Below are 24,953 nucleotides of genomic sequence, written 5' to 3'. Positions count from 1 at the left end.
AGCCTTAGAAGGGAACAACTATGCAAATCCAGGTCAATTGCGATAACCACATCGAAAGCAGCATCCGACTGGAGGAGTGGGTACGTACCACTGTTGAAAGCACGCTCGAACGTTACGAAGAGGATCTGACCCGCATCGAAGTCCACATCCGCGATGAAAACGGTGACAAGCCCGGCCCGCATGACATGCGCTGCCAAATGGAAGCCCGACCAAAAGGTCACCAGCCTATCTCCGTGACTCATAAAGCCGACACCCTGGATCAGGCAGTGGATGGTGCCGCAGTAAAACTTGATCATGCCCTTGAGCATCTATTCGGCAAATTGCGTAAAAAGCGCGCAGGTGCGCCAGTTATCGAAGGCGCAGAGCTGGAATCGGAAAACCCCGACGCTCTGTTGCAAGAGGAGTTTCTGGAGAAGGAGCAGGAAAAAAGCGTCGCCCAACTGGGTTGAGCAACGCATTAACCTGAATCAAATTACGACCTCTTGAATGAAGGGCGGACCTGAAAAACAGGTCCGCCCTTCTTCGTTTCCGGCCTCAATTGGCGGGCGTGATCCTGACGAACAAAGGCGTGAAATGCTCGATCCTGATCGGCAGGTTATCGGCCAGTGTGGCGAGGGCCGCGTCACTGTCATCCAGACGAAACACACCGGAAACACGAATGCCCTGAAGCGCCTGCTCATCGAACTGCAGGATGCCATGCCGCCAGGACGCGAGCGCTTGCAGGACTTCGACCAGTGGGCGGTCATCCGCTTTGAGCATCCCGCGGGTCCAGGCAGCCGGGTCATCGTTCCCCATGGCTTTCGGTGTCTGTACTACTCCATCCTTTAGCGTCGCACTCTGCCCGGTGTTAACCCGCACGTCGGTCGAGCGATCAGCATTGGCGGCAATCGCCGACTCAAGCACGCTGACCTGAACCGAACCATCCGGCCGTTTACGCACCACAAAGCGCGTACCCAGCGCTGTTATGGTGCCTTGACTGGTCTTGACCACGAACGGACGGTGCTGGTCTTTTGCGACCTGCACCCACATTTCACCGCGGTACAACTCGATGACTCGCCGCCGTTCGTCGAATTCTACGTCCAGTGCCGAGTCGCTGTTGAGCTGTAACTGGCTACCGTCGGTGAGCAAAACTTCACGTCTTTCGCCGGTATTAGTGCGTTCATCAGCGAGCCAGACTGGCCCCTGATCAACACTGAACCAGCCGAAAACCAACATTCCCAGCAAGGCAATTACTTGTGCAGGTCGGGACGAAAGCCTGCGTTTGGCCGGTGGGAAAACCTTGCCCAATGCCTTCCTGGCGGGCTTGACGGGCAGCTGCTCGAAACTGCCCATCACCTTCTGCATGCGAGTGATGGCCAAGGCATGTCGCGGGTCAGCGTTGCACCACGTGTTGAATGCCTGCCGGTCGGCCGCGCTCACGGCATCGTCGTGCAGCAACGCCAACCACTGCGCAGCCTGACCGATCATGGCGTCGCAGGGTTCTTGTTCTACATTCATGACAAGTGGCCCGAACCATGCAGAGTCTTATAGCAATGCACCAGCACGCTGGCCATGTACTGCTTGACCATGCTGGCTGAGACACCTATCACCTGAGCGATCTCGCTGTAACTCAAGCCGTCCAGGCGGTTGAGCAAAAACGCCTCGCGTGGTTTGGCGGGCAGCCCTTCCAGCATCACGGAGATTTTTTCCAGGATCTGCAAGGCAGCATGAATCGCCTCAGGGCTGGGAATACTGCCCTCTTCAGCATTGAGGGCCAATACCTCCAGGTAAGCGTGTTCGATCTTGCGGCGCCGGGCACCATCGATTAGCAGACGGGTGGCAGTAGTGGTCAGAAATGCACGAGGTTCTTTGAGGTTTTGCGGCTCTGCGAGTGTCAGCACACGGATGAACGCGTCATGGGCCAGATCGGCCGCACGCTGCGAGCAACCGAGCTTTTTACGCAACCACCCGTGCAACCAGGAATGGTGGTCACTGTAGAGCGCAGTAAATTGCCGGTGACGAAGGATCAAGTCGTCATCGGATGCAGGAATGTCGCGCATGCGGCAATGCTTCTCAAACAAGAAAAATTATCATTAACGCGGAAGATGCCATCATTCAGTAACAACGGCAAGCGTAAGAATTTTCCGATCTTTCACTCATTCGTCGAGAACTAAAGGGTCAAACGCCCAGTCAATTTATGCAGTCCCTACTGGCAGGTACCGAAAATGGATAATCCTTTTCAACAGATTACCGATGCTTTTCATCCTGACTATCGGGTGAATCTGAGCATTCAAGGCCTCGACGGCAGCATTATGCTGACGTTGTCGAACGAAACCGGCGTCGTCGCCAAACGTTTGATCAGCGCCGCTCAGCGCAATGATCCCAAACGCTTGCAACGGCTGATCGAAAGCGTGCAATTCGGCATTGCTATCGAAGAAGGCCACAGCGCGATCAAGATTTTGGCAGCGATGACCGACGGCAACGTGAAGCGACTCGCGCCACCACCGTCAACCCTTGCGAACCTGTTGAGCAACCGTCCAACACTGGCGGTGGGAATTTGATGCAGAGTCATCGTTTTTTTCACGATGGCAGCATCCCTCATTTCAACCTCTTGTCAGGCCCTACTGACGTAATCCGCCAGCGGGCCTGAATCATCACAACATCCAATATCCGGAAGCAACTGCACTCCCTCTTCTGCAGGAGTGAACGTGTTCGCGAGGGGTTGGAACTGCGTTTCCTCTCTTGAGGACAAAACATACCGCCATCGCAGCCTGCGGCAGCTTCTACTAAAGCAGTCAGTGGACTCAGCTTTCCGACTTGTCCTTCACCGAAGGAAAGCGCGACGAAGCAAACCGCACCACCAGAATCGCGAACGCCAGCAGCAGAATCCCGCCACACAGATAGATGATCCCCAGATCAGGCGGAGCATGGTGAGAAACGTCGCTGATCAACAACCGCGTCAGGGCGGTGATCGCTACGTAGATCAAGAACCGGATTGGCATGTGGTTGGTCTTGACGACAGGTGCCGCAAAAATTGGATTATCCCGTTTGTAGACAAGGCGTCAGCTAAATTGATACCCTCAACAGATATCATTTAGCCATCACCATATATAAACAACAGGGTAGTTGAAATGCTTGCAGGGATTATACTAAGCAACTACAAAATCTATCAAAATATGACTTTCATACCGTTCATAAATAAAAGCCACCATAAATTAAGCATATTTATAGGCAGGAACGGCGCGGGGAAATCGTCGATACTAGAAGCTCTCGATACTTTTTTTAATAAAAAAGAGTGGAACTTAAACATTGCATCAAAGCGTCGAGAAAGCTTCATATGCCCAATGTTTTTAATCCCTAAAAGAGATTTTAAATCATCACCGTTAATAGAACACCTCAGCGAATTTTTCTGGTCTTACCAAACGCCTACGAATAAAGGCATAGCAAATTACAATGCGTGGGACGAGTTCGTAAATTTCAGGGAAAAAATTCAGTCGGACATTACTAAATCTGACTATTACCTCATCGTAATCGGAATTAATGAACTCAGAGAGATAAATTACACTTCCACTCATCAAAGTTCCCTCACCACTTCAAAAGAAAAAACGTTCAAATTATCAGAGCACATCAAGCTACTCGCCTCGATCGTCCATCGCTATGCTTATATATATTTACCAATACATAACTCCCCCACTGAACTATTACACCTCAGATCCAACGAACTACAGGGGCTATTAGATAAAAACCTTATCAAAGAAATAGATAGCATACTCGCCAAGGAAGAAGACGGATTCAGCCCAATAAAAGACATCAATACAAAACTAGAAAAATTCATGCTGGACATCAACCAGCAGCTCGGAAAAATAAACGAGCAATACCAATATAAAAATACATCCTATAGCAAATTCTCTGCCAACGACATCACAGATATAATACTAAACAAATATATATCCAAGCGCCCTTTACAAAAAGACGGAAAGTCTATAAGCGACTTAAGCTCTGGTGAGCAGCGCATGGCCATAATTGATGTTGCCTATGCGCTCTTAAGCAATAGCGCACTTGCGCAGAAAGAATTAATTCTGGCGATAGACGAGCCTGAAGCCAGCCTAAGTCCTACCAACTGCTTAGGGCAATTTAGAAAAATATTCAACATCTCAAAAGAATTCAAAAAACAAGTTCTCATTTCCACCCATTGGTACGGCTTGCTGATGACCCCTGAAGAGGCGACGTTAAATCATGTCAGTCGGCTAGAGGAGAAACCTGCCATAAACTCATTAGATTTGTCACGAATCCAAGATGAGAGAAAACGGTTTCCAGACGCATTTGAGATGAAAAGTTACTTCGATTTGGTATCCTCAATACTGTCGGTCATGAAAGGAGGAAGAGAAGAGAATTGGATCATCTGTGAGGGACACAACGACCAAAACTACCTAAGAACAATATTAAAGAATAAAATTCTTAATCTCACAATACTACCTGTGGGCGGACGATCTAGCGTTCAGAAAATATATGAGTATTTAAGAATCGCAGCAGAGGACAGCACCGAACAAGGATTATTCAAAGGAAAGGTTCTCTGCCTCATTGACACTGATACACAAATTGCAAAAATCCAAGACACCACTACTAATGCACAGAAGATTTTAAAAATACTTCGTTTCCAAGTTAATGCTGAAAAAAACAAAGCTTACCTTGTTCCAGCAGCAAGTTTTGAGCATTATCACCACACGGAGCTTGAGGACACTTTAGACCCGAAAGATTTTTTCAATGCCGCAAAAATAGTTGCGCGCCGCCAAGCACCAGACGACATAAAGGCAGCATTTAACTCGTTGCTACCTAACACGGAAGTAAAATACTCTGGAATAAATCACGACCTAAGCTTCTTATCATTCAACAATGAAAATTTCCACTTAAAAAATGACATTAAAAATTTCTTGCAAAGTGCAGCTGTCAAGGCTGAGATCTCAAGGAAATACACTGTATTTAACACAACGCCAGAATGGTCGGAAACTATAGAGAAATTTTTTAGGGTTGACTGAACCGTAAGGGTGGAGAAAGGCCACCCCAAATCGAATAAAAAAAAGACTATTAATCAATTCTCTTTTTCTTCGCCACTGGATATAGAGGAATATCTTACAATGAGAATTGGGAAGACGTAGAGTAGCGCTCCACCACAGATGTGCAAAATTCCTTCATCTGGAGCTTTATGGTGCGAAACATCACTAATAAGTAGCCGAATCAACGCCGTCACTCCTGTGCAAAGGAAGAATTACAGCGGCATGTGATTAGTTTTGATCATACTCGCCGCTTATCTGGGCCTTTAGAAATAACACGCAAAACTTACGGCTATGTAGTGGAAGCACACTGCGATGTAGAAAAAGTGGCTGCAAAATCCACCTGCGAGAACATCAACGACACAGCTCAGGCTATCCATCTGGGCAATATTTTGGATTACTCTCATTTGTGCAAAGCCAAGCTACTTCAGAAACTATTGGTACTCACACGCTGCATTGAAGAGCCTCAGCCATCTAAAGATCTTATTTAGTCATACGCTGTACACATAATACAATAACTTCTCTTTGCTAATCTTTTAAAAACATTAGTTAAACCTCATAAAACCACCTCTCTCAAATACCCACCATAAAAATATCGAAAAATAACACCAATTGCGTAAGCGCTACAAACAAGCTAACATAAACTGTTGTAACAGCAAACAAACTACCGAATATACACTTCCAACCTTGAGTAAAGAAAACAACCCATATACAATCAAATGGACGTAAGGGACTATGAATTTAATCAAAATAGCAATACAAAATGTAGCAAATATAGATAACCTGCAAATTGAATTCAATCGACACATGAATATCATCTGCGGGCCAAATGGCATAGGAAAAACAACAATCTTAGAATGTATCGCACAAAGCTTCTCAGGACAGTTTGTGCCCATTCTAAAACGTCGGGTGGACTCTTTAGAAGGAGAGGTTCGCGCTTGGATAGATGACGTATCCTCAACAGAGCCCGCAGGCTTCAAAGTGACTGAGTTTCTGCCTGCCAGAGGTAACTCTTTCACCCAACCCATTGAGCAGCGAGCCAAACATTTACTATCACTCAAAGTAGCTAGAACATTTAACTATCAACCACTGAATGCTGTAGCAAAAGACGTAACCAAGGACACTTCAAAAATCGCAACTGAAAATATAAGTGGCCTTAATATTTCAGAAGTTAAGAACTGGTTCGTCAATCGACACTTATACTCCGCACATTCAAACTCACTTACCAGCGCTCAATTGCACAATATCAGCCTTGCCAAAAGTTTTTTTGGGATACTAAATTCCAATTACAACTTCAGCAGGGTTGACGCAAGTTCTAACGAGATAATGGTCAATACGCCTGCCGGCGAAGTACTATATGAATACTTATCATCAGGATTTAAATCTTGCCTCTCTATATTATTTGGCATTGTAAAAGAGCTAGAATTCAGATTCAAAGATACGGAGGTGAAAGCTGATGAGTTCTGCGGGGTAATACTCATTGATGAGATCGAACTTCACCTACACCCAGATTGGCAAGCCAAAATAGCAAAAATCCTGACTATTGCGTTTCCAAAATCCCAATTCATAGTGTCCACTCACAGCCCTCATGTAATACAAGCAGCACAGTTAGATGAGGTGATTGCCCTTCAGACAGATGATGGTCATGTATTTAGAAGGACCCTTCCGAAAACTCAGTATGGCTTTCAAGGATGGACAGTTGAGGAAGTGCTAAAAGATGTGATGGGTATGGAAGACACTCGCACCTTAATTTACCATGAAACCCTCAATAAATTTGAAAAAGCCGTAGATGATGAAAATTACGGTGAGGCCAGAGTAGCTTATGAAAAGCTGGACAATTTACTACATCCAGATAACCATTTAAGAAAGCTTCTTGCCTTTCAGTTAGGCGCACTGAAAGGATAATACCATGATAAAACTTGAAAGAGCCCAAAAGCCTATATTTCTTTCTAACAAGAAAACTTCGGAGCTAACGCAAATTTTCAAAGAAACTGGTAATAGCGTTTGGAATCACGAAGATATAAAAAAGCCACTTCTGCAATCCAGCAATGAAAAATGTGCCTATTGCGAATGCTGCGTCTCTGAAGAAAGCAAATACATGGAGGTAGAGCACTTTAAGTACAAGAACAAACATCACGATCTAGTCGTCGACTGGCTTAACCTTCTGCCTTCGTGTAAAAGATGTAATATTGCCAAAAGCGATCACGATGTCGAAGACGAACCGATAATAAACCCATACGATATAAATCCAAGGGAGCATCTCAAACTGAAGCTCTACAAATTAAAAGGTGTTACTGAGCTTGGGAAAGCTACGATAGAGGCAGTAGATCTAAACAACTCTGAACGACTGGTTTTAAAACGTTTTGACATCGGACAGCAATTACAAGCATCAATCGAAACTGCTACCGAAAGACTAGAACTTTGGATCAAGACCAAAACAACTCGCAGAAAAAACAAGTTACTCGGAATCATTGAAACCATTCTTTTAGAATGCCAATGCTCCGCCATCTATTCGGCAACTACGGCCACCATTGCACTAAACGACGAAGATTTTTTAGACGTTATCGAGCAGATGAAAACCTACAACATCTGGAGCCAGCAACTAGAAACCCTACTGAAATCTGCATCAACTCTCACTTTAATCACATAAAAAATCCAGCTTGAGGGAGTCAACAACTCCTTCAAGCTTAGTTATAAAACATCTAGCCCCCATCCTTTTTATGAGGAGCTGACTAGATATAATGAAGGCGATTATCAACTTCGATGGATCACCGGGACTCCAAGTCCTCATTGTGCTTGTTAGAACTTAGTCTGTCTTTTCTTTTATTGACGGATATTTTGAAGATGAATACCTAACCACCAAAATCGAAATCGCCAGTAACAACACACCACCACACACGTAAAGAATCCCGGTATCTGGCGCATTGTGATGAGAAACATCACTTATCAACAATCGAATCAATGCGGTTACGCCGATGTACAATAAAAATCTCAGGGGCATGTGGTTAGTTTTAAAATAAATACCCGCCATGGCTAACAATTCTAGATAGATAAAAAGCAACAAAATATCATCAACCGTTATTTTCGGCTGTTGAAGCATACCTATAAATGTAGACACTCCAGCCCAAACGGTGATTAATCCAATTGCGAAAAGGGCGAGATAATGAAACGTTTCTACGAATAAATTGCCAATCGAATCAGCACCACCATGCAACTTTTTGCGCAGGCTTTCAGCCCATTTCACTTCTTGCGTCATCGTGACCACCACTGTTCAGAAATTAAGCGAATCAAGCCAACCACGCGGCAGGTCATGCACACCAAGCCCCAGCGTTATCAGGGCTTATAAGAATATGGCGACCACTATGAAAAATGTTAGTAACGTAAACCGTCGTCTTGAAGTAGATCCCCACCATCGCCCCGAGCTCGAGATAGATAAACAGCAACAGGATATCGTCAACACTGACACTGCCTTTGCCGATCATCTCGACGAAGGCCGGAATCGCACCGTACGCCGTGATCGCCCCAATCCCGAAAAGCGCCAGGTAATGGAAAGCCTCTACGCACAGATTGCCAAGCGAATCCGCTTGATCGTGCAGGGTCTTGCGCAGCTTTTCAGCCCATTTCAGTTCCGACATTTTCAACTCATCCTGTACAAAAATTGAGCAACACTTCCCGGTCAACATAATGCCGCTTTGTAGGTGAAGCTTTGCCGCGCGTGATTCTCAAGCAGGAACGAGGCCATTAGCCAGAGTTAAGAGCGCGGCGGGTTGTCGCAAGGCACATGAAGGGAGTAAAAAAGATGCGTGTTAGCCACTATTCAAGCCAGAGTGATTGGCTTATGCTTACAACTGTATAAACAACCAGTATTCGTTGCGACCGATTGTGCAGCACCGCAAGTCGGCCGTTCTGACCTGCTTCATAAGCGTTGACCTGTTTCACAAGCACAACCAGGGGCGTGCCCCTCCAATACTGCACCTGATTACGAGGCCTCACATGGCTGTTGAAACCCTATATCGCAGTACCCGCGACTTGGAGACTACATTCGTGGATCGTAAACTCGCCGATGCACACGACCAGATGCTTGAACTGGCAGAGTCGCTGACCGAGATTCTGCTGAAGAACGTCCCGGGCCTGACCGAGCAGCAAGCAGAAGACACCAGTATTTTCATGGCTAAAAACCGTGTCGTGTTCGCCGCGGCGTTCAAGAACAACGCAAGTGCACTGGCAGAGTTGGGGCAGGAAGGCTGAGCGCCTGACACCAAAGCAGGCCTAACCGGCAAACATTGGACGGTAGGAGCTCACCGAGGTTACGCGGCCAGCGATAGCGGTTTGTCTGACACTCCGCTATCGCTGGCCTCGTAACCTCGGTGAGCTCCTACAGGATTTGGGTCTACTCACAAAATTGCATATTGTTTGATAAGAGCTGCCGAAGGCTGCGAAAGCATTGATCCTGAAATATCGCCATCGCAGCTTTCGGCAACGCCTGCAAAAATCCGTTATCACGCAACACTAAAGCAATTGAGAAGCAGTCTCATCCATGGTAGCCTCGCCGGCACATTATATGTGGCTGCCATGGGCGGCGAACTTTGCTTTTCAGAGCGTTTTGCCGTGCCCGATAAAGCCGCCAGGCTTAGCCTCTATCTCGCCCATCGTCCTGCGTTGATCAACTACGCCAAAGGGGTATTGGGTGATCGCGCGAGCGCCGAGGACGTAGTGCAGGATGCCTTCCTGCGTTTCAGCGAGCCGACCAGCGCCGCACTCGAACAACCTGCCGCTTATCTCTATCGCATTGTGCGCAATCTGGCGCTGGATGCCATGCGCCGTCAGAACAGCGAAAACCGTCAGCAGCAAAGCCCTCCGCAGTGGATGCAACCGGGTCAACTGCACTCTCCTGAGCAACAGGTTTTGCATCAGGCTGACATCCGCCAGGTCGCTGCCACCTTTGCTGACCTGCCTGAACAAATGCGCATCGCCGTCGAGATGCATCGTCTGGGTGGTTATACTCTCCAGCAAATCGCCAGCCATCTGAACATAACGCTGTCCATGACTCACCGTCTGGTGCGGGACGCCGTGGTTCAGTTGGCCTCCAGTATCGAGGTTGAACCGCCTGCGCAGGCCGTTCAACGCAAGGAGCGCCCACGTGCATGAGTTGACGCCTTCCAAGGCCAGCCTGGAACAGGCCAGTGACTGGTTACTGGATCTCCAGGCGGAACCTGCGCGCTTCGAAGAGTTTGATCATTGGCTGCACGCGAGTCCGGAACATCTCACGGCGTGGGCCCAGGTCAATCGCGCCTGGTCAGCCATCGAGCAGCCTTCTACTACCGCTCACTGGCCGACACCCACGCAAGCCGTGCCACTCAAATCTTCGCGCCGAAACTGGTCGATGCTGGCGGCGGCCTGTGTCTGCGTCGTGGCGCTGGGAACTGCATGGCTGAACAACCCGGACTGGCAGGCGGACTATCACACGGGCACCGCCGAGACTCGTGTCGTGCAGTTGGCTGACGGCAGCCAGGTGACCCTGGCAGCACGCAGCGCCGTGAATGTGGACTACAGCGGCAATACTCGACAGGTCACCCTGCTCAGCGGCGAAGCGCTGTTCGATGTGGTGCATGACGCCCGCCGGCCTTTTCAGGTCGATACCCACGACGTGGCCGTTCGGGTACTCGGCACCTCGTTTGACGTCGCTCGTACGGACGCCGGCATCAAGGTCGAAGTCCGCGAAGGCGCAGTCGGCGTCAATGCCAACGGCACACCTTATCGTCTCGGGGCTGGTCAACGGCTGTGGCTGGATGCAGTACAGGGCGGCGCTCAACAATCGGAAATCGCACCCGATGACGTGGCTACCTGGGTCAGCGGCCAGCAGTTTTTCGAAAACGCCACAGTGCTCGAAGTCGTTGAGCAATTACGCAAATATCAGCGTGGCTGGATCGTGATCGGCGATGACGCCATTGGGCAAAAGCGGGTGACCGGGCTTTACGATCTGCGCGATACGCAGCGCGCGTTGCAAGCGTTGGCAAAGCCGGTCGGCGGGAAGGTGGAGCAGTATTCGCCGTTGCTGACCGTGCTGAAATAGAAGTTTTGAGGTTGCACGCAATCGCCGCAGATGCGTGGATGTACGGGCCTCTTACCGGCTGAAGCCGGTCCCACGAAATTCGCATGATCTACAAAAACCAGCCGCCCTACTCCACTCCCAACAAATGCTCCGCCAGCATATCCGCCACGCGCGCAGGCGAACGTTTCTCTGCCTGGGCGTGGGCATAGACCTCGGTCAATCGCTGGCCGATGCGTGAAAGATGAGCAGTGATGTTGTTTGGGCTCTCGCCATTATGCTGCAGTGCAACATAAATAAGCCCGCCCGAGTTGATCACATAGTCAGGAGCATAAAGAATACCGCGAGCCTCAAGCTGATCAGCTACTTGCAGGCTGCTGAGCTGATTACTGGCCCCGCCAGCCACCGCAGCGCAACGTAACTGAGCCACCGTCTGGCTGTTGAGCACACTGCCTACGCCGCAGGGCGCGAGGATATCGCAAGGTGTACTGAGCAACGCTTCACAGGCAATTGGATGAGCACCGAACTGTTCCATGGCCAGTTGCACACGCCCTTGGTCCAGATCACTGACTAACAGATCGGCACCCGCTGCATGCAGTTGCTCGGCGAGCGAGTAGCCCACATTGCCCAGCCCCTGTATTGCCACCCGCAGACCTTCCAGGTTATCGCTGCCCAATCGAGCCATCGCTGTGGTTCGAATCCCGGCAAAAACGCCCATGGCGGTGTGCAACGAAGGATCACCCGACTCGCTGGTACTGGTGACATGCTGGGTGTGTTGCGCGATGCAATCCATATCAGCGCTGGAGGTGCCACTGTCCAGCGCCGTTATGTAACGCCCATTGAGGCTTTCGATAAAACGGCCGAACGACTCGAACAGCGCCGCACGACTGGGAATATGGGCCGGACGCATGATCACCGCTTTGCCGCCGCCTAAAGGCAGCCCGGCCAGCACAGCCTTGTAGCTCATGGCTCTCGCCAGCCGAATGGCATCCTCGATCGCGCTCTCCTCATCGGGGTAGGAAAGATAGCGACAGCCGCCCAAAGCTGGCCCCCTCTGGCAGTTATCGATAGCGATCACTGCTTTCAGGCCGGTTTCCCGGTCGACGACCAGATGCAGCGACTCGACGCGTGATGTATGCATGAGTGCGAACATCAACGGTGCTCCGGTATGTTTTTTTCTAAAGCGAGTATAGGCGCTGCAAAAAAAAATGATGCACCGCTCGGGACATAGGTGGGAAACGCATGCAATGGTCTATTTGCCGCTGGACGAAAGGCATCTGTGGGGCTAAAACAGGGTCATGACTGCCAAGCTCTGCTCGGAGAGCGACATGACACCACGCCAACACTGCCTGGCCTGCCTGCAACAAAAACCGTGCGATGTATTCCAGGCTGCGTTGTGGATAGCGGCCGAGCACGATCAGCAGTTCATACCTGAACAGGCTCTGGGCCATATGGATGAACTGCTGCGCCAGACCAGAGCAGCGCTACCCGATTTACCCGTGTCTGAACTGGCGCAGCCGCTGTTACGACAACTCAACACTCTCGGTTTCGCTCAGGACGACTGGAACCCGCCTAAGCCCCAATCGGCCCTGTTGCACAAGATCCTCGAGCGCCGTCGCGGCCAGCCTCTGGGTCTGGCGCTGGTAGCGATGGAGTTAGCCAGACGCCTGGATATCAAACTCGAAGGCGTGAGCTTCCCCGGCCATTTTTTATTGCGTGTACCGGGTGCCGATCACCTGCTGGACCCCTGCGGCGGGCGCAGGCTTTATCCCAAGGACTGTCGCGAATTGCTCACTCGGCAGTTCGGCCCGGATGTGCCATTGCGCGCGGAACACATGGCGCGAGCTTCCGACATCAACATGCTGCAACGTTTGTCGCGCAACTTGAGACATTTGCACCAGATCAACGATGATTTTCTCGCCGCACTCAAGGACGCTAACCGCGTCATGGAACTGGGGCCGGCAACCACGGCTGATTACCTGGCTCGAGCAAGTCTGTACCGAACACTGGAATGCCCGCAGGCCGAACGTTACGACCTGGAGCACGCGCTGATGTTGAGTGACGACGCCGTTCAGCGCTTGAGGCTTACCGAGCGGCTGGGGCAACTCCCCCATAGCAAGGCGATTCATTAGGAACATGCGTGTTATGAATCGAACTGGCGGCTACCGTTACACCAGCTGCAATACTCAATATCGCAAACCCCTCTTTTTCAGAAACAGGTCAATCACTATCATCCCGGCCACGTTGATTTTGAAGCTCCTGGATCTACGTAATATTTAGCCGCTGCCTGTGCAGCGGCTTTTTTTTCGCTCACATAATAGGCTTCAATGGTTTTTGTTTAGGAATATCTCCATTGGCTTCGCGCTGCTTGCGCGCAATGCTGTCAAATCCATCTCCGGTGGAGCCGAAGTGTTGAAGGCACTTCATGACATGAACGGCTCTTATGTAATCAGGCAAGAGCATCTTTGCATATCGGTCACCCGCATAGGATTTGTTTTTCATATCACTTATGTGCCGGGCGAAGAACTCCAGCGCATTGAATTCCTCATCAGGCTTTGCGGGTTTACCGTATTTGTCAAACTCGACAGCGGCCCTCGCCATCAAGTCCGCAGTGAGGTTATCAATCAATCCATACGAGTAAAGTTGTTTACCTGCCCTGGAAAGGTTGTCAGGACTGATCTTCTCAGGATCGAAGCCCTTGAACATGGGTTTCAACTGGCCAATTTCCATCCTTATTGTATTGAGCGCAGTACCATTTTCGCCAATTTCCTCCAGCATGCGAGCGACGTCGACGGGTCGATCAGCCGCTGGCTTATGGATAACCACCGGCCTGATTATCATCTCGGGAAGATACCCCCAAATGCTCTTGCTCATATCGATGCTCCTGCAATAAAGAGTCCTGTATCGACAACCCTATCGGAGCACAAACACTAAACTTTATGGACAATGGAGGTCGCTTGAAAAATCAGGAAAGATGCCACAAATACAACTGAAACATCCTACAAAATCTTCAGACCCCGCCCTACGGATAACCGTATGTAAACGAAAGGACCGAACAAACAAAGAATACTGTTCTTGTTACAGGAATAACTTGAATCACAGTCCATGTTAATCACGCTCGATGAGCCCACTCTCCTGGACTATCCAACAGCAGAATTTTTTCGGTGACCTGAAAACAGACGACATTCTCAGTTTCACTGACAAAACAGACAAGACCTACATACCAGGCGATAAATAGCCTATACATAAAGCCGGTCTGGAAACTGACCGGCTTCAATATCCACATGACTCAATTAACTCATGCGGTATATTTCTGCAGATTAGCCATCATCTCCTTGAGCGCTTCGACGTTATCCTGTGGATGGACTGCATCGGCGAAATCGCCGATGGCCTGCCATTGACCCGCGACGTCTTCCGGACTGAAGCCTGCGCGGGGGTCGAAATCGGCGCCGAGGCTTCGTTCCCAGCGAACCTTTCCGATCCAGCCGCCACCGACTTCAAACAAGCCAGCCGTGTCCTGGCATTGCTCACTGCCCAGGTAAACCACCAGCGGGCTGACCAGTTCCGGCTTGAGCAACTCGAAGACCTCTGGCGGCAGCAGCCCTTCAGTCATGCGGGTACCGCCGGTGGGCGCGATGGCATTGACCAGTATGTTGTTTTTACGCCCCTCCAGCGCCAGGGTCCGGGTCAGCCCGTAAAGACCCAGCTTGGCCATCGCATAGTTGGATTGACCAAAGTTGCCGTAAATACCCGAAGTTGATGACGTAAAGATAACCCTGCCGTAGTTCTGTTCGCGCAGGTACGGCCAGGCGGCATGAGTTGTTTTGTAGGCACCTTCAACATGAACCCGATAAACCAGATCCCAGTCGGCGTCATCCATCTTGGCGAAGGACTTGTCACGCAGGATTCCTGCATTATTGACCAGCACATCTACACGCCCGAAGGCATCAAGGGCGTTCTGGACGATTTTGTCGCCATCGGTCACAGAATCATGGTTGGCTACAGCGGTCCCGCCTGCCTCACGAATTTGCGCCACAACCTGATCAGCCGCCGAAGCATTGGCACCCTCGCCATAAGCCGATCCGCCGAGGTCATTGACGACCACCCGAGCACCATGACGGGCAAACAGTAGCGCATGGGCACGTCCAAGGCCGCCACCGGCCCCCGTGACGATGACAACCTTGTCTTCAAAACGTATGGCGTGACTCATGATCAACTCCGGCAAAAGGGGGCGAAACGCCAGTGTCATCCACCCTTGCCGCAGTCACAATCAACACCAACGATGCTGAATGGTGCGCAATAACACAGCGGGATTACTTACCGCACGGCCCCCGCGGCGATCAACCCTGTCAGGCGCGAATGCGCTCAATGAAGGCGGCCAGCCATGGCTCCGCGTCGGTTTCCGGAGTGACGCTTTCACTGCCGTCCAGGCGCAGCATTTCCTGAACTTCATTTATACCCAGCTCAGCCCACAGCTCACGGATCAGTTCGCCGCCGCCGCAAAAGGTATCGCCGTAGCTGGCGTCCCCCAGCGCAATCACGCCTCCTGGCAGCCCGCGCCAACTGGCTGGCAACACGTCGCGAATCTGCGAATAAATGGCCTGAATGTTATCGGGCAGCTCGCCCATGCCGGTGGTCGATGTCACACCCAGCAGCACTTGCGGCTCGAAGGCCTGAAGCTCGGCCAGACTCACCCTGGGGTTCTGCAAAACCTCAAAACCGGCGTCACGCAGGAGTTTTGCGGCGTGGCGTGCGACTTCTTCTGCCGATCCATAGACAGAACCGGAAATAATGGCGACTTTCATGAATCATCCTGTGGCAGCTTGGAAACGTTTGGCATTATGCCCCAAGTGGCCTGATGACCTAGAATGCGGACTTTGCTTCTTCGCGCCGGATACTTTCATGATCAACGCTAAACTGTTGCAGCTGGTAGTTGACGCTTCCAACGACGGCATTGTCGTTGCCGAGCAGGAAGGTGAGGACAACATCCTCATTTATGCCAATCAGGCATTCGAAACGCTGACGGGCTACGCAGTTGACGACATCCTGTATCAGGATTGCCGCTTTTTGCAGGGCGATGATCGCCAACAACCGGCGCTGGACCTGATTCGCGAAGCGCTGATCAACAAGCGTCCATGCCGCCAGATCCTGCGCAATTATCGCGAGGACGGCAGTCTGTTCTGGAATGAACTGTCGATCACGCCTGTGTTCAACGACGCTGATCAACTGACATATTTCATTGGTATCCAGAAAAATGTGACGAAACAGATCGAAGCCGAGCAACGTGTTCTCCAGCTTGAAGCCGAGCTGAAACAGGCACGCGAGGAAATAGCGTCACTGAGAAATTGACGAGCGGGTGCAACAAAATCCTGAATTTATGGTCTGCTTTTCCAATAACGGGTTCCCTCGAGCTCCATCATGTCCCACGAAACTTTACTCACTCAGGCTGAACTGGATTTCATCCAGAACATGCAGCACAACCCCAAGCTGAACGTGCGCGATGCGACACGCAGCCTCACCGTGAACGGTGGAAGACAGATCCAGGACTTGCTGACGCGTCTTGCGGCACATGAGCAGGTGACGATTCAGGCGCAATTCAATAACCAGCAGATGACCTTTCCGCTGCATCTGGTGGAAGATGAATTTCATGCCCTGCATCTGGAACTGGGTGCGCCCTCGATTTTTGAAGAAGGACCGCGCATTCGTCCATGGCGTTTGACATTACCGGAACCGGTCGCGCTGGAAACCGAAAAAGGCGCGATGACCGCGCTCTGGCTGCATGAGATTTCTTTCAAGGGTGTGCTGCTCGAACATCGAAAAACCACCCGTCCGCCCAAGCTATTTACCGCCTGGTTTGCCCCAGTGGGACATGCGCCGATTGCCATGCGTGGCACCTTTGAGCGTCTTACTGAATCCGGGCTGGCGGCCTACCGTTTGAGCGACCAGAACAAGGAAGACACCGAGCGGCTGCGTCAGTACATCCTGCAGCAGCATCGCAAGATCTATCCGTCGATGCACCGCTAGCTTCAGGTATCAAGACGCCCCTTCAGGAATAACTGCAACCCACGCTGCATGGAGCGTCCTTCGCTGCCGATACATGCTACAGCCGAACCTTCCAGCGACTCACGAGCAATATCGGCACCTTCGCCCGCCAGCAGTAGCGGGCAATCCAGACCCAGGGCGAGACGCTTCAGACGTCGGGCAAAATCAACAGCTGGCGGGTGATTGCTATACAGCACCACTGCCACCGGATGCACTTTGCCGCACACCAGCGTCAGCTCTTCCAGCGGTTGCCCAAGGGCAAGTACCTGAATATCCAGATCAGGATTGCCGATTAACAGCCCGGCAACCCATAACTCCAGCTCTCTGCACTGCCCGGGTACAGCAGCGAGAATGACCGTGTGCTCGGCCGAACCACGGGTAAATTGCAAGCGCTGCAAGGTTCGCGCACGCAGAAAACTGTCCAGAAACAACCATTCGCTGGTCTGGCCAAACTGGTCGTGATGCAGCAGCAACTCACGCCAGACAGGTAGAAAAATCTCTTCGAACACGACCGCCATTGAGTAGCTGGAAAATAAGCGTCCGTAGAGTTGCTCAAGGCGCGGCTCGTCGAATGCCCCTACCGCCTGTTTGATCAGTTGCTGCGATTGCGCCCAGTCACCCGGCAGAACGTCGCTGTCGAGTACCGATGCCTTCAGCCTTACATCATTGGTCTTCGCCAGAATCTTGCCGACCTTGCTCACCGCGACACCACGCTCGATCCAGCCAAGAATGCTACGCACTTCATCGATGTCAGCCTGCGAATACAGGCGATGACCACTTTCGGTGCGGGTTGGCTGAATCAGACCATAGCGCCGCTCCCACGCACGCAACGTCACCGGGTTGATCCCTGTGATGCGCGAAACCTCGCGAATGGGGAAGAGCTCTTCTTGCTTGAGCCCGGTGGGGGACTCAAGGCCAATGGCGGATTCAGTCATGACTAGGATCGCTTGAAAACAATCGGCGCATTGTACGCCTGCACCGGGCTCATTTCGCAAAAACACGGCCCGATACGGCTATTCGTCAGGGATTTCCCGATGCGCTATAGCTTATTTACGGATTTCAGGAATAATCCTTGCTTGCTTTAACAACGAAGCTGACGCAGCCCACCACCCCGCGCTGCGCCATGTGACTTCCCTACCCGGGAATCTCACTCGTTTATCGGAGATACATAATGTCTACCACCCCCGTCACCTTGCTGGTCGCGCGCCGCGTCGCCCATGGGCGCTATCAGGAACTGATTTCCTGGCTGCATGAAGGCGAAAGACTTGCCACCGACTTCCCAGGTTATCTGGGCTCAGGCGTGCTTGCCCCGCCGCCCGGAGACGATGAATTCCAGATTATTTTCCGCTTCGCCAATGCTGAGACCATGCACGCCTGGGAGCATTCTGAGTCCCGAAGCTCCTGGTTGGTGCGTGGCAGTGGCTTATTCGCCCAGCCGTCGGAGCAGCGCGTCAGTGGTATCGACGGCTGGTTCGGCTCTGTCGGCCAACGTCCGCCACGCTGGAAACAGGCGGTGGCGATCTGGCTGGCGTTCTTCCCTGTTTCATTATTGTTTAACTTCGTGCTCGGCCCGCTGCTCAACGATCTGCAGCTGGTTCCGCGCATCATGATCAGTACGTTGATCCTCACGCCCCTGATGGTGTTCTGGTTTATCCCGCTGTCGACTCATTTGCTGGCCGGCTGGCTGAACCCGACACCGGCTCCCACGCGACCTGGGCCTGAATCGGTACGCAGCAACTGAATCACACTGACCCGGAAGCGTTGAGCCACCGGGTCCTGAATGCCCCCGCTGCAACAAACTTCGGTATGCTATGCGCTCTCGTGAGGACATCACTGAACGCATGCCAAACAGTCGCTAATGAATAATCCAATCCTGATTACCGGGGCCAGTCAGCGGGTCGGGCTTGAACTGGCTATTGAACTGGCCAAAGCGGGCCATTTCGTGGTTAACGCCAGCCGCAGCATCGCGCACACGCCCGAGTACCCGAACATTGTCTCTTTCCAGACGGACCTGCTGCTTGCAGAGGACCGGATGGCCCTTGTCGATTACCTGAAAAGCAATTACACCAGTCTTCGGGCGGTGATTCACAACGCCTCGCTGTGGCTGGATGACAGCGTCGACAACCTGAACATCATGTTCAAACTGCATATGGAAGCGCCCTACCATCTGAACCATGAGTTGGCGCCATTACTGGCCAAAAGCGAGAAGTCGGACATCATCCATATCTGCGATGAAACTTCATCACGCGGCAGTAAAAGCCATATCGCATACGCGGCCACCAAAGCCGCATTGCAGAACATGGTGCTGTCCTTCGCCGAAAAGCTCGCGCCTGATATTCGGGTAAACGCTATCCTGCCGGGCTTGCTGATCCTCAAGGAAAACAGCGACGAGGCTTATCGCAATCAAGCTCTCAAAAAGGCCCTGCTGGAATTCGAGCCAGGTTCTCAGCCTTTGATCGATGCAGTGTTTTATCTGCTCAATAGTCAGTACAGCACTGGAAGCAGCGTGGTCGTCAACGGCGGCCGGCATCTTAAAAAAGGGATTTGAAGAACGAATTCAAATCCCTCATTTAGGCGGAGCTACCAAGCTTCACCTCTCCCAAATTCAACGTGGCAGGAATCAAAATGACTGACCAACAACGCCTTGAACTCGAAGCAGCAGCCTTTCGCAGACTGGTCGCGCATCTGGACAGCCGCAAGGATGTGCAGAATATCGATTTGATGAACCTGTCCGGCTTCTGCCGTAACTGCCTGTCCAAGTGGTACAAGGCAGCGGCCGACGAAAAACACATTGAGGTCAGCCTCGATGAAGCTCGTGAAGTGGTGTACGGCATGCCGTACAGCGAGTGGAAAGCTCAATACCAGAAAGAAGCCAACGCCGAGCAGCAAGCCGCGTTTGCCAAGGAACCCAAGCATGACTGATCTGAACACCCTGCTCGTCAGCCTCGACAGCGGCGAACACCTTTTCGCAGACACCCTGGCATTCATCGCTGAGGGCTATGACTATCAACCACAAGCGTTCACCAATGGCGGTGTGGAAAATGCTGCGGGCCAGAACGAAGGCTCGTGCAAAACTTTGGGCCTGGCGCTGCTGGAAGGCCTGAGCGACAAACAGGCATTGCTGGCTTTCGGCGAGCACTATCGTTCGGTAGTTGCCACACCAGAAGGCAGCGACCACGGCAATATACGTGCACTGATTGCCAATGGGCTGGCGGGTGTGAAGTTCACAGGTGAGCCGCTTACGCGCAAGGTTTAAGCAATACTGAACCTCGGTGAGCTCCTACAGGTGTGCGATTCTCCAAGAGCATCCTTGATCCAAGAAAGCACCCATAAAAAAACCGGCCGAGGCCGGTTTTTTATTGCAAGGCAAACGCTATCAGAACGAAGCGTCGGCCAGGCCGTCCAGATACCGCTCGGCATCCAGCGCAGCCATGCAGCCTGCGCCAGCAGAGGTGATGGCCTGACGATAAACGTGGTCAGCCACGTCGCCTGCCGCAAACACACCTTCAACGCTGGTTGCAGTGGCATTGCCTTCACGGCCGCCCTGCACAACCATGTAGCCGTCCTTCAACGCCAGTTGGCCTTCGAACAGCGAGGTGTTAGGCGTGTGGCCGATGGCGATGAACACACCATCCACTTTCAGCTCAGAGGTGCTGCCGTCGTTGTTTTTCAGACGTGCGCCCGTCACACCCATGTTATCGCCCAGCACTTCATCCAGTGTGGCGTTCAGCTTGAGTTCGATCTTGCCTTCGGCAACCCGCGCATGCAGCTTGTCGATCAGGATCTTCTCGGCGCGGAACGTCTCGCGGCGGTGAACCAGAGTCACTTTGCTGGCGATGTTGGCCAGATACAGCGCTTCCTCAACGGCGGTATTACCACCGCCGACGACAGCGACCTCACGGTTGCGGTAGAAGAAACCGTCACAGGTTGCGCAGGCCGAAACGCCTTTGCCCATGAACGCTTCTTCAGATGGCAGGCCAAGGTAGCGAGCACTGGCACCGGTCGCGATGATCAGCGCATCGCACGTGTAAGTACCGCTGTCGCCCTTCAGGCTGAACGGCTTGCCAGCCAGGTCCACGGCATTGATGTGGTCGAAGACGATTTCGGTTTCGAAACGCTCGGCGTGTTCACGCATACGCTCCATCAGCGCCGGGCCGGTCAGCCCGTGCACGTCGCCCGGCCAGTTATCGACTTCGGTAGTCGTGGTCAACTGACCGCCAGCCTGCATACCGGTGATCAGCAGAGGCTTGAGGTTGGCACGTGCGGCATAGACCGCAGCGCTGTAACCGGCTGGGCCGGAGCCGAGAATGATTACTCGGGAATGACGTACATCAGACATGACAGACTCCTATCGACCGACCATTGACGCCGTGGTCGCACCGGCTGGAATAAAAAGGATCGCCGAAAAGCACTTGGGGAAGGCTCAGAAACACGGCAATCCTGGAAATTTTGAAGCTGCGACCGAAGCCGCAGCGACGTGTTACAGGCTAGTAGCGTTTTCGGCCAGGTAATCAGCAACGCCTTTGGCGTCAGCCTTCATACCTTTTTGACCTGGACGCCAGCCAGCTGGGCAAACTTCGCCGTGTTCTTCGGTGAACTGCAGCGCTTCAACCAGACGGATCATGTCTTCAACGTCACGACCCAGTGGCAGGTTGTTCACAACCTGATGTTGAACCACGCCTTCACGGTCGATCAGGAACGAAGCACGCAGCGCGACGCCTGCATCGTGTTCGATACCGTAAGCACGAGTAATCTCGTGTTTCACGTCAGCAACCATGGTGAACTCGACTTCGCCGATGCCACCCTTCTCAACCGGGGTGCTGCGCCATGCATAGTGAGTGAATTGCGAATCGATGGAAACGCCAACCACTTCAACACCCAGCTCGCGGAATTTGGCGATGCGGTTGTTGTGGGCAATGATTTCAGACGGGCAGACGAAGGTGAAATCCAGAGGCCAGAAAAACAGTACGACGTATTTGCCACGCAGCGAGGACAGTTTGAAACTGTCGACGATAGAGCCGTCGCCCAGCACTGCAGCTGAATCGAAATCCGGAGCCTGTTTGTTTACCAGTACGCTCATGATGTCTCCCTAGTATCAAATTTGGAAAGGATAGGTGGAGAAATTGGTGGCCAGCCTATCGGGGCTGCAAAGATTAAGGAAATATCGTTTCACAATCCACCTCATAGGCAATCCCTATTCGGATAAGCCCTTGATTCAAACCTGTGCACAGATTTTACGCTCATGGGTTTGTTACTGCGAATGTCCGCCGCAACGGGGAAGCCGTCTTTCTGTAGGGCCTGCCGAAGGCTGCGAACGCATCAAGCCTGACGCACCGCCATCGCAGCCTTCGGCAGCTCCTACAGGCCACTCGTCTGCAGCGCGGCAGGGCTGTGTCAGGGACATAAAGTGATCACCTGCCTGATTCGGCTAGCCATCTTTCGAAAATAGCCAATACACCAGCGCCCAAGTCACTTTCACCGGCCATACAAAGTCGGTAAGGTCGGCGCGTTTTCCATCATTTGGAGGCTGCCATGCCTGCTCCCGCTCTCTCGGGCCCGCAATACCTGCGCGAAGGCCTGAAACTGGTGCTCAGCCCAGGCTTGCGTCTTTTTGTACTGCTGCCACTGACCATCAACTTGCTGCTGTTCGCAGGCTTGATCTACCTGGCCATGCATCAGTTCGGCATGTGGGTGGATACGTTCATGCCCGAGTTGCCGAGCTGGTTGAGCTTTCTCAGCTATATCCTCTGGCCGCTTTTCGTCGCGCTGGTGATATTTATGGTGTTCTTCACTTTCACCATGCTCGCCAACATCATCGCCGCACCGTTCAACGGCTTCCTCTCGGAGAAGGTTGAAGTGGTGGTACGCGGTACCGATGACTTCCCAGCCTTCAGTTGGGGTGAACTGGTCGCCATGGTGCCACGCACCTTTGGCCGGGAAATGCGCAAGCTGGGCTACTTCCTGCCTCGTGCCCTGGCTTTGTTCATTCTGTCGTTCATCCCGGTGGTCAACCTGATTGCTGCGCCGCTGTGGCTCTTGTTCGGGGTCTGGATGATGGCAATCCAATACATCGACTACCCGGCTGACAACCACAAACTGGGCTGGAACGAGATGCTTGCCTGGCTGCGCGCCAAACGCTGGCAGAGCCTGAGCTTCGGCGGCATCGTTTACGTCGCGCTGCTCATTCCTGTGGTCAACATTCTGATGATGCCCGCTGCTGTCGCCGGCGCGACTCTATTCTGGGTACGGGAACGGGGTGAAGAAGCGTTGCTGAAGCAGGAATCCTGAGATTAATAAAAAAGGCCCTTGGTTGGGCCTTTTTGTTATCACCACAACAAGCCACGACCAAAGAAACTTATTGAAAGAGTTTATAAAAAGAAAAAACCTACACAACTATCTAATACTTCCTACAAACACAAAAAAGCAACGTTAATACCTGCATGGCAAACTCTTGCCTTTAAAGGGCAAGCACCTGCCGACGACCTATAAATCAACTTCTGTAGGAAACTTATGTAGGAGCATAATTCCGCTTTCTATCTTGCCCCATTTCATTAACCTTCATCACTGCCCTATTTCCTACAAGAAAGAATCTGGCACTCCTGTTGCTATTACAAATCTAATACAAGGAGTGAGCAAAAAATGGAAATCAAGGCAAATCCCGTCCCCCCCAATACTGCGACCGCGCCCAAAACAAACAAACACGCAGACTCCGCTGGTTTCGCGAAAATCCTGAAAGGCGTGACCAAACCAAAACCCGCTCTAAAAGTCGAAGCAAAACCTGCCACATTGTGCCGGCTGATCAAACCTCGTTCACATTTGCAACTGACCAGCCTTAATCCAGTCAGTGGCCCACCCACGCCAAAACCTGCTGCGCTTGAAACAATCGGCGAGTCGCGGATTTTGCCGTTTGTTTTATCAACGACGCGCTGAAGGCGGCAGACATGACTATGCAGATTGAAAAAGACAGCAGCGCTCCGACCTTAATCACGGGATTGAGCACTGCCATTAACAAAGGCTCAGCCGCGCAAAAACATGCTGGTTCAACCCCTTCATTTGCCAAGGTGCTGGATAAGACAATGAATTGCTACAGACCGGATCGACAGCCGGTCGGCCGGATATTGTCGAACCAGCAGATCAGGGAAGACATCATGATGGAAGCGCGGGCATCGTCCAAAGACGCATACCGACTAGCGCATAGCTATGCTTTCAACTCACTGACTATGCCACTTATCGATGTCACTGACAGGGACAACATCCGCTATTCCGGAAACGGAGAACTGATCACGGCCGAGTCGTCCGCTTACTACACGAATACCATGCTTGCCATGCAAAGAGAACGCATCAACCTTTATCGAGCAGAGATCGAAAAAGGCACACCGCCTGTAGAGGTTCTTGAGAAGATCCTGAACTTCAATGACTCATTGCCAGCGCGGTTTCTGGACATGGGGGGTTGGTGATATTGATCGTACCCGCGCTTCTCGCGGGTACGAAACTCTTGGCTACCAGCTGACAGTTACTTTCCCCAACTGTCCAGCCACCGGAGAAGGTCCGCCCGCCGCAAGTTTCAACTCAAAATAAAGCGGCTGCTTCGCCAAGAAGCCTTTGAAACGGAGCGTGGACCCCCTTCGTATCCTTGAGACGTCAATACATCGATCCGAGGCTTGGCAAAGATTGACCTGCAAGCCCCGAGGCCAACCTTGAACATTCCAATTCCAGCTAACATCTCTAATGGTCTGCCCTTCCCTCACCGTATTCGGAACAGGGACACGCGCAACATACACATAGCCTCTGGAATGCAACATGGGCAAATTTACCGATGAATTATAACTACC

At 51.9% G+C, this 24,953-nt stretch carries 30 protein-coding genes and 2 pseudogenes; 18 read left to right on the top strand and 14 right to left on the bottom strand.

Going from position 1 to position 24,953, the window contains the following annotated elements; translation table 11 throughout:
• The first annotated feature begins 20 nt into the window (after positions 1–20).
• Positions 21–449: an HPF/RaiA family ribosome-associated protein gene (locus ABRP31_RS04525; protein WP_087268869.1), complete on the top strand. Its 429-nt coding sequence runs from the start codon at positions 21–23 to the stop codon at positions 447–449.
• An 85-nt stretch (positions 450–534) separates the two neighbouring features.
• Here the strand turns inward: ABRP31_RS04525 and ABRP31_RS04520 are convergent, their stop codons facing one another.
• Together ABRP31_RS04520 and ABRP31_RS04515 are read right to left on the bottom strand one after the other, a co-directional pair.
• Entirely contained in the window at positions 535–1,497 is a 963-nt protein-coding gene (locus tag ABRP31_RS04520; protein WP_349971603.1) for a FecR family protein, read from the bottom strand.
• The gene (locus ABRP31_RS04515; protein WP_349971604.1) at positions 1,494–2,039 is read right to left on the bottom strand and encodes a sigma-70 family RNA polymerase sigma factor; all 546 of its coding nucleotides are present in this window, start codon (positions 2,037–2,039) and stop codon (positions 1,494–1,496) included. The genes ABRP31_RS04520 and ABRP31_RS04515 overlap by 4 nt, the downstream gene beginning before the upstream one ends.
• Before the next feature lie 165 nt (positions 2,040–2,204).
• Here ABRP31_RS04515 and ABRP31_RS04510 point away from each other — a divergent pair, with 165 nt between their 5' ends.
• Positions 2,205–2,540 carry a DUF3509 domain-containing protein gene (locus tag ABRP31_RS04510; protein WP_087268860.1) on the top strand — a complete coding sequence of 112 codons (336 nt, stop codon included), beginning with the start codon at positions 2,205–2,207 and terminating at the stop codon, positions 2,538–2,540.
• Between the two features lie 243 nt (positions 2,541–2,783).
• On the opposite strand, the pseudogene ABRP31_RS04505 reads toward ABRP31_RS04510, so the two are convergent.
• A pseudogene (locus ABRP31_RS04505) lies at positions 2,784–2,993 on the bottom strand (phosphate-starvation-inducible PsiE family protein); the annotation flags it as partial.
• 117 nt (positions 2,994–3,110) lie between these two features.
• On the opposite strand from ABRP31_RS04505, the gene ABRP31_RS04500 reads away from it, so the two are divergent.
• A complete protein-coding gene (locus ABRP31_RS04500; RefSeq protein WP_349971606.1) occupies positions 3,111–5,015 on the top strand; it encodes an ATP-binding protein in 1,905 nt (634 codons plus the stop codon).
• A gap of 53 nt (positions 5,016–5,068) precedes the next feature.
• On the opposite strand, the pseudogene ABRP31_RS04495 reads toward ABRP31_RS04500, so the two are convergent.
• Positions 5,069–5,269 (bottom strand): annotated as a pseudogene (locus tag ABRP31_RS04495) (phosphate-starvation-inducible protein PsiE); the annotation flags it as partial.
• Positions 5,270–5,765: 496 nt separating this feature from the next.
• Between ABRP31_RS04495 and ABRP31_RS04490 the strand changes: the two are divergent.
• Together ABRP31_RS04490 and ABRP31_RS04485 are read left to right on the top strand one after the other, a co-directional pair.
• The gene (locus ABRP31_RS04490) at positions 5,766–6,935 is read left to right on the top strand and encodes an AAA family ATPase (protein WP_349971608.1); all 1,170 of its coding nucleotides are present in this window, start codon (positions 5,766–5,768) and stop codon (positions 6,933–6,935) included.
• Positions 6,936–6,939: 4 nt separating this feature from the next.
• Positions 6,940–7,680, top strand: coding sequence for an HNH endonuclease (locus ABRP31_RS04485; RefSeq protein WP_349971609.1), 741 nt, complete (start codon positions 6,940–6,942; stop codon positions 7,678–7,680).
• 156 nt (positions 7,681–7,836) lie between these two features.
• Here the strand turns inward: ABRP31_RS04485 and ABRP31_RS04480 are convergent, their stop codons facing one another.
• Both ABRP31_RS04480 and ABRP31_RS04475 read right to left on the bottom strand, forming a co-directional pair.
• Positions 7,837–8,286, bottom strand: coding sequence for a phosphate-starvation-inducible PsiE family protein (locus ABRP31_RS04480; protein WP_349971610.1), 450 nt, complete (start codon positions 8,284–8,286; stop codon positions 7,837–7,839).
• Between the two features lie 52 nt (positions 8,287–8,338).
• Complete coding sequence (locus tag ABRP31_RS04475; protein ID WP_372489333.1) at positions 8,339–8,665, bottom strand: phosphate-starvation-inducible PsiE family protein; 327 nt, start codon at positions 8,663–8,665, stop codon at positions 8,339–8,341.
• A 358-nt stretch (positions 8,666–9,023) separates the two neighbouring features.
• Here ABRP31_RS04475 and ABRP31_RS04470 point away from each other — a divergent pair, with 358 nt between their 5' ends.
• From ABRP31_RS04470 to ABRP31_RS04460, 3 genes are all read left to right on the top strand, one after another.
• Complete coding sequence (locus ABRP31_RS04470; protein WP_087268854.1) at positions 9,024–9,278, top strand: YebG family protein; 255 nt, start codon at positions 9,024–9,026, stop codon at positions 9,276–9,278.
• A gap of 324 nt (positions 9,279–9,602) precedes the next feature.
• Complete coding sequence (locus ABRP31_RS04465; protein WP_238599586.1) at positions 9,603–10,178, top strand: sigma-70 family RNA polymerase sigma factor; 576 nt, start codon at positions 9,603–9,605, stop codon at positions 10,176–10,178.
• Positions 10,171–11,103 (top strand): FecR family protein, encoded by a 933-nt coding sequence (locus tag ABRP31_RS04460; protein ID WP_349971612.1) that lies wholly within the window; start codon positions 10,171–10,173, stop codon positions 11,101–11,103. Before ABRP31_RS04465 ends, ABRP31_RS04460 begins: the two co-directional genes overlap by 8 nt.
• Positions 11,104–11,209: 106 nt before the next feature.
• On the opposite strand, the gene ABRP31_RS04455 is transcribed toward ABRP31_RS04460, so the two are convergent.
• Positions 11,210–12,232 (bottom strand): Glu/Leu/Phe/Val dehydrogenase dimerization domain-containing protein, encoded by a 1,023-nt coding sequence (locus ABRP31_RS04455; RefSeq protein WP_349971614.1) that lies wholly within the window; start codon positions 12,230–12,232, stop codon positions 11,210–11,212.
• 175 nt (positions 12,233–12,407) lie between these two features.
• Between ABRP31_RS04455 and ABRP31_RS04450 the strand changes: the two genes are divergently transcribed.
• Positions 12,408–13,211: a transglutaminase family protein gene (locus ABRP31_RS04450; protein ID WP_349971616.1), complete on the top strand. Its 804-nt coding sequence runs from the start codon at positions 12,408–12,410 to the stop codon at positions 13,209–13,211.
• A gap of 178 nt (positions 13,212–13,389) precedes the next feature.
• Here the strand turns inward: ABRP31_RS04450 and ABRP31_RS04445 are convergent, their stop codons facing one another.
• From ABRP31_RS04445 to ABRP31_RS04435, 3 genes are all read right to left on the bottom strand, one after another.
• Positions 13,390–13,953, bottom strand: a complete 564-nt coding sequence (locus ABRP31_RS04445) for a hypothetical protein (protein WP_087268841.1) — start codon at positions 13,951–13,953, stop codon at positions 13,390–13,392.
• A gap of 424 nt (positions 13,954–14,377) precedes the next feature.
• Positions 14,378–15,289, bottom strand: coding sequence for an SDR family oxidoreductase (locus tag ABRP31_RS04440; RefSeq protein WP_349971618.1), 912 nt, complete (start codon positions 15,287–15,289; stop codon positions 14,378–14,380).
• Between the two features lie 139 nt (positions 15,290–15,428).
• Positions 15,429–15,884 carry a flavodoxin gene (locus tag ABRP31_RS04435; RefSeq protein WP_349971619.1) on the bottom strand — a complete coding sequence of 152 codons (456 nt, stop codon included), beginning with the start codon at positions 15,882–15,884 and terminating at the stop codon, positions 15,429–15,431.
• Positions 15,885–15,981: 97 nt separating this feature from the next.
• On the opposite strand from ABRP31_RS04435, the gene ABRP31_RS04430 reads away from it, so the two are divergent.
• A complete protein-coding gene (locus tag ABRP31_RS04430; protein WP_087268831.1) occupies positions 15,982–16,428 on the top strand; it encodes a PAS domain-containing protein in 447 nt (148 codons plus the stop codon).
• Between the two features lie 69 nt (positions 16,429–16,497).
• Positions 16,498–17,103, top strand: a complete 606-nt coding sequence (locus ABRP31_RS04425; protein ID WP_087268827.1) for a hypothetical protein — start codon at positions 16,498–16,500, stop codon at positions 17,101–17,103.
• Between the two features lie 2 nt (positions 17,104–17,105).
• Here the strand turns inward: ABRP31_RS04425 and ABRP31_RS04420 are convergent, their stop codons facing one another.
• Positions 17,106–18,056: a MerR family transcriptional regulator gene (locus ABRP31_RS04420; protein WP_349971621.1), complete on the bottom strand. Its 951-nt coding sequence runs from the start codon at positions 18,054–18,056 to the stop codon at positions 17,106–17,108.
• A gap of 236 nt (positions 18,057–18,292) precedes the next feature.
• Here ABRP31_RS04420 and ABRP31_RS04415 point away from each other — a divergent pair, with 236 nt between their 5' ends.
• The 4 genes from ABRP31_RS04415 to ABRP31_RS04400 all read left to right on the top strand — a co-directional run bounded on the left by ABRP31_RS04415 (position 18,293) and on the right by ABRP31_RS04400 (position 20,377).
• On the top strand, positions 18,293–18,862 hold the full coding sequence (locus ABRP31_RS04415; protein WP_349971622.1) for an antibiotic biosynthesis monooxygenase: 570 nt from the start codon (positions 18,293–18,295) through the stop codon (positions 18,860–18,862).
• A 117-nt stretch (positions 18,863–18,979) separates the two neighbouring features.
• Positions 18,980–19,669, top strand: coding sequence for a dihydromonapterin reductase (gene folM, locus ABRP31_RS04410; protein ID WP_349971623.1), 690 nt, complete (start codon positions 18,980–18,982; stop codon positions 19,667–19,669).
• Positions 19,670–19,746: 77 nt separating this feature from the next.
• Positions 19,747–20,043, top strand: coding sequence for a DUF1244 domain-containing protein (locus ABRP31_RS04405; protein WP_087268814.1), 297 nt, complete (start codon positions 19,747–19,749; stop codon positions 20,041–20,043).
• Positions 20,036–20,377 (top strand): HopJ type III effector protein, encoded by a 342-nt coding sequence (locus ABRP31_RS04400; protein WP_349971625.1) that lies wholly within the window; start codon positions 20,036–20,038, stop codon positions 20,375–20,377. Before ABRP31_RS04405 ends, ABRP31_RS04400 begins: the two co-directional genes overlap by 8 nt.
• Before the next feature lie 120 nt (positions 20,378–20,497).
• Here ABRP31_RS04400 and trxB read toward each other — a convergent pair whose 3' ends face one another.
• Both trxB and ABRP31_RS04390 read right to left on the bottom strand, forming a co-directional pair.
• The gene (trxB, locus tag ABRP31_RS04395; RefSeq protein ID WP_087268807.1) at positions 20,498–21,460 is read right to left on the bottom strand and encodes a thioredoxin-disulfide reductase; all 963 of its coding nucleotides are present in this window, start codon (positions 21,458–21,460) and stop codon (positions 20,498–20,500) included.
• Positions 21,461–21,601: 141 nt separating this feature from the next.
• Positions 21,602–22,201, bottom strand: a complete 600-nt coding sequence (locus ABRP31_RS04390; protein ID WP_027899561.1) for a peroxiredoxin — start codon at positions 22,199–22,201, stop codon at positions 21,602–21,604.
• A 452-nt stretch (positions 22,202–22,653) separates the two neighbouring features.
• Between ABRP31_RS04390 and cysZ the strand changes: the two genes are divergently transcribed.
• The 3 genes from cysZ (at position 22,654) to ABRP31_RS04375 (ending at position 24,578) form a co-directional block, all read left to right on the top strand.
• Positions 22,654–23,409: a sulfate transporter CysZ gene (cysZ, locus tag ABRP31_RS04385; RefSeq protein ID WP_087268805.1), complete on the top strand. Its 756-nt coding sequence runs from the start codon at positions 22,654–22,656 to the stop codon at positions 23,407–23,409.
• Between the two features lie 351 nt (positions 23,410–23,760).
• Positions 23,761–24,051, top strand: coding sequence for a hypothetical protein (locus tag ABRP31_RS04380; protein WP_349971626.1), 291 nt, complete (start codon positions 23,761–23,763; stop codon positions 24,049–24,051).
• 11 nt (positions 24,052–24,062) lie between these two features.
• Positions 24,063–24,578, top strand: coding sequence for a hypothetical protein (locus ABRP31_RS04375; RefSeq protein WP_349971627.1), 516 nt, complete (start codon positions 24,063–24,065; stop codon positions 24,576–24,578).
• A 42-nt stretch (positions 24,579–24,620) separates the two neighbouring features.
• Here ABRP31_RS04375 and ABRP31_RS04370 read toward each other — a convergent pair whose 3' ends face one another.
• On the bottom strand, positions 24,621–24,923 hold the full coding sequence (locus ABRP31_RS04370; RefSeq protein ID WP_372489419.1) for a flagellar protein FlhE: 303 nt from the start codon (positions 24,921–24,923) through the stop codon (positions 24,621–24,623).
• Positions 24,924–24,953 lie beyond the last annotated feature (30 nt).

Source organism: Pseudomonas caspiana, assembly GCF_040224095.2.
Taxonomy (GTDB): domain Bacteria; phylum Pseudomonadota; class Gammaproteobacteria; order Pseudomonadales; family Pseudomonadaceae; genus Aquipseudomonas; species Aquipseudomonas caspiana.
The sequence above is the reverse complement of the archived record's forward strand: the minus strand, read 5'-3'. Positions and strand labels throughout refer to the sequence as shown.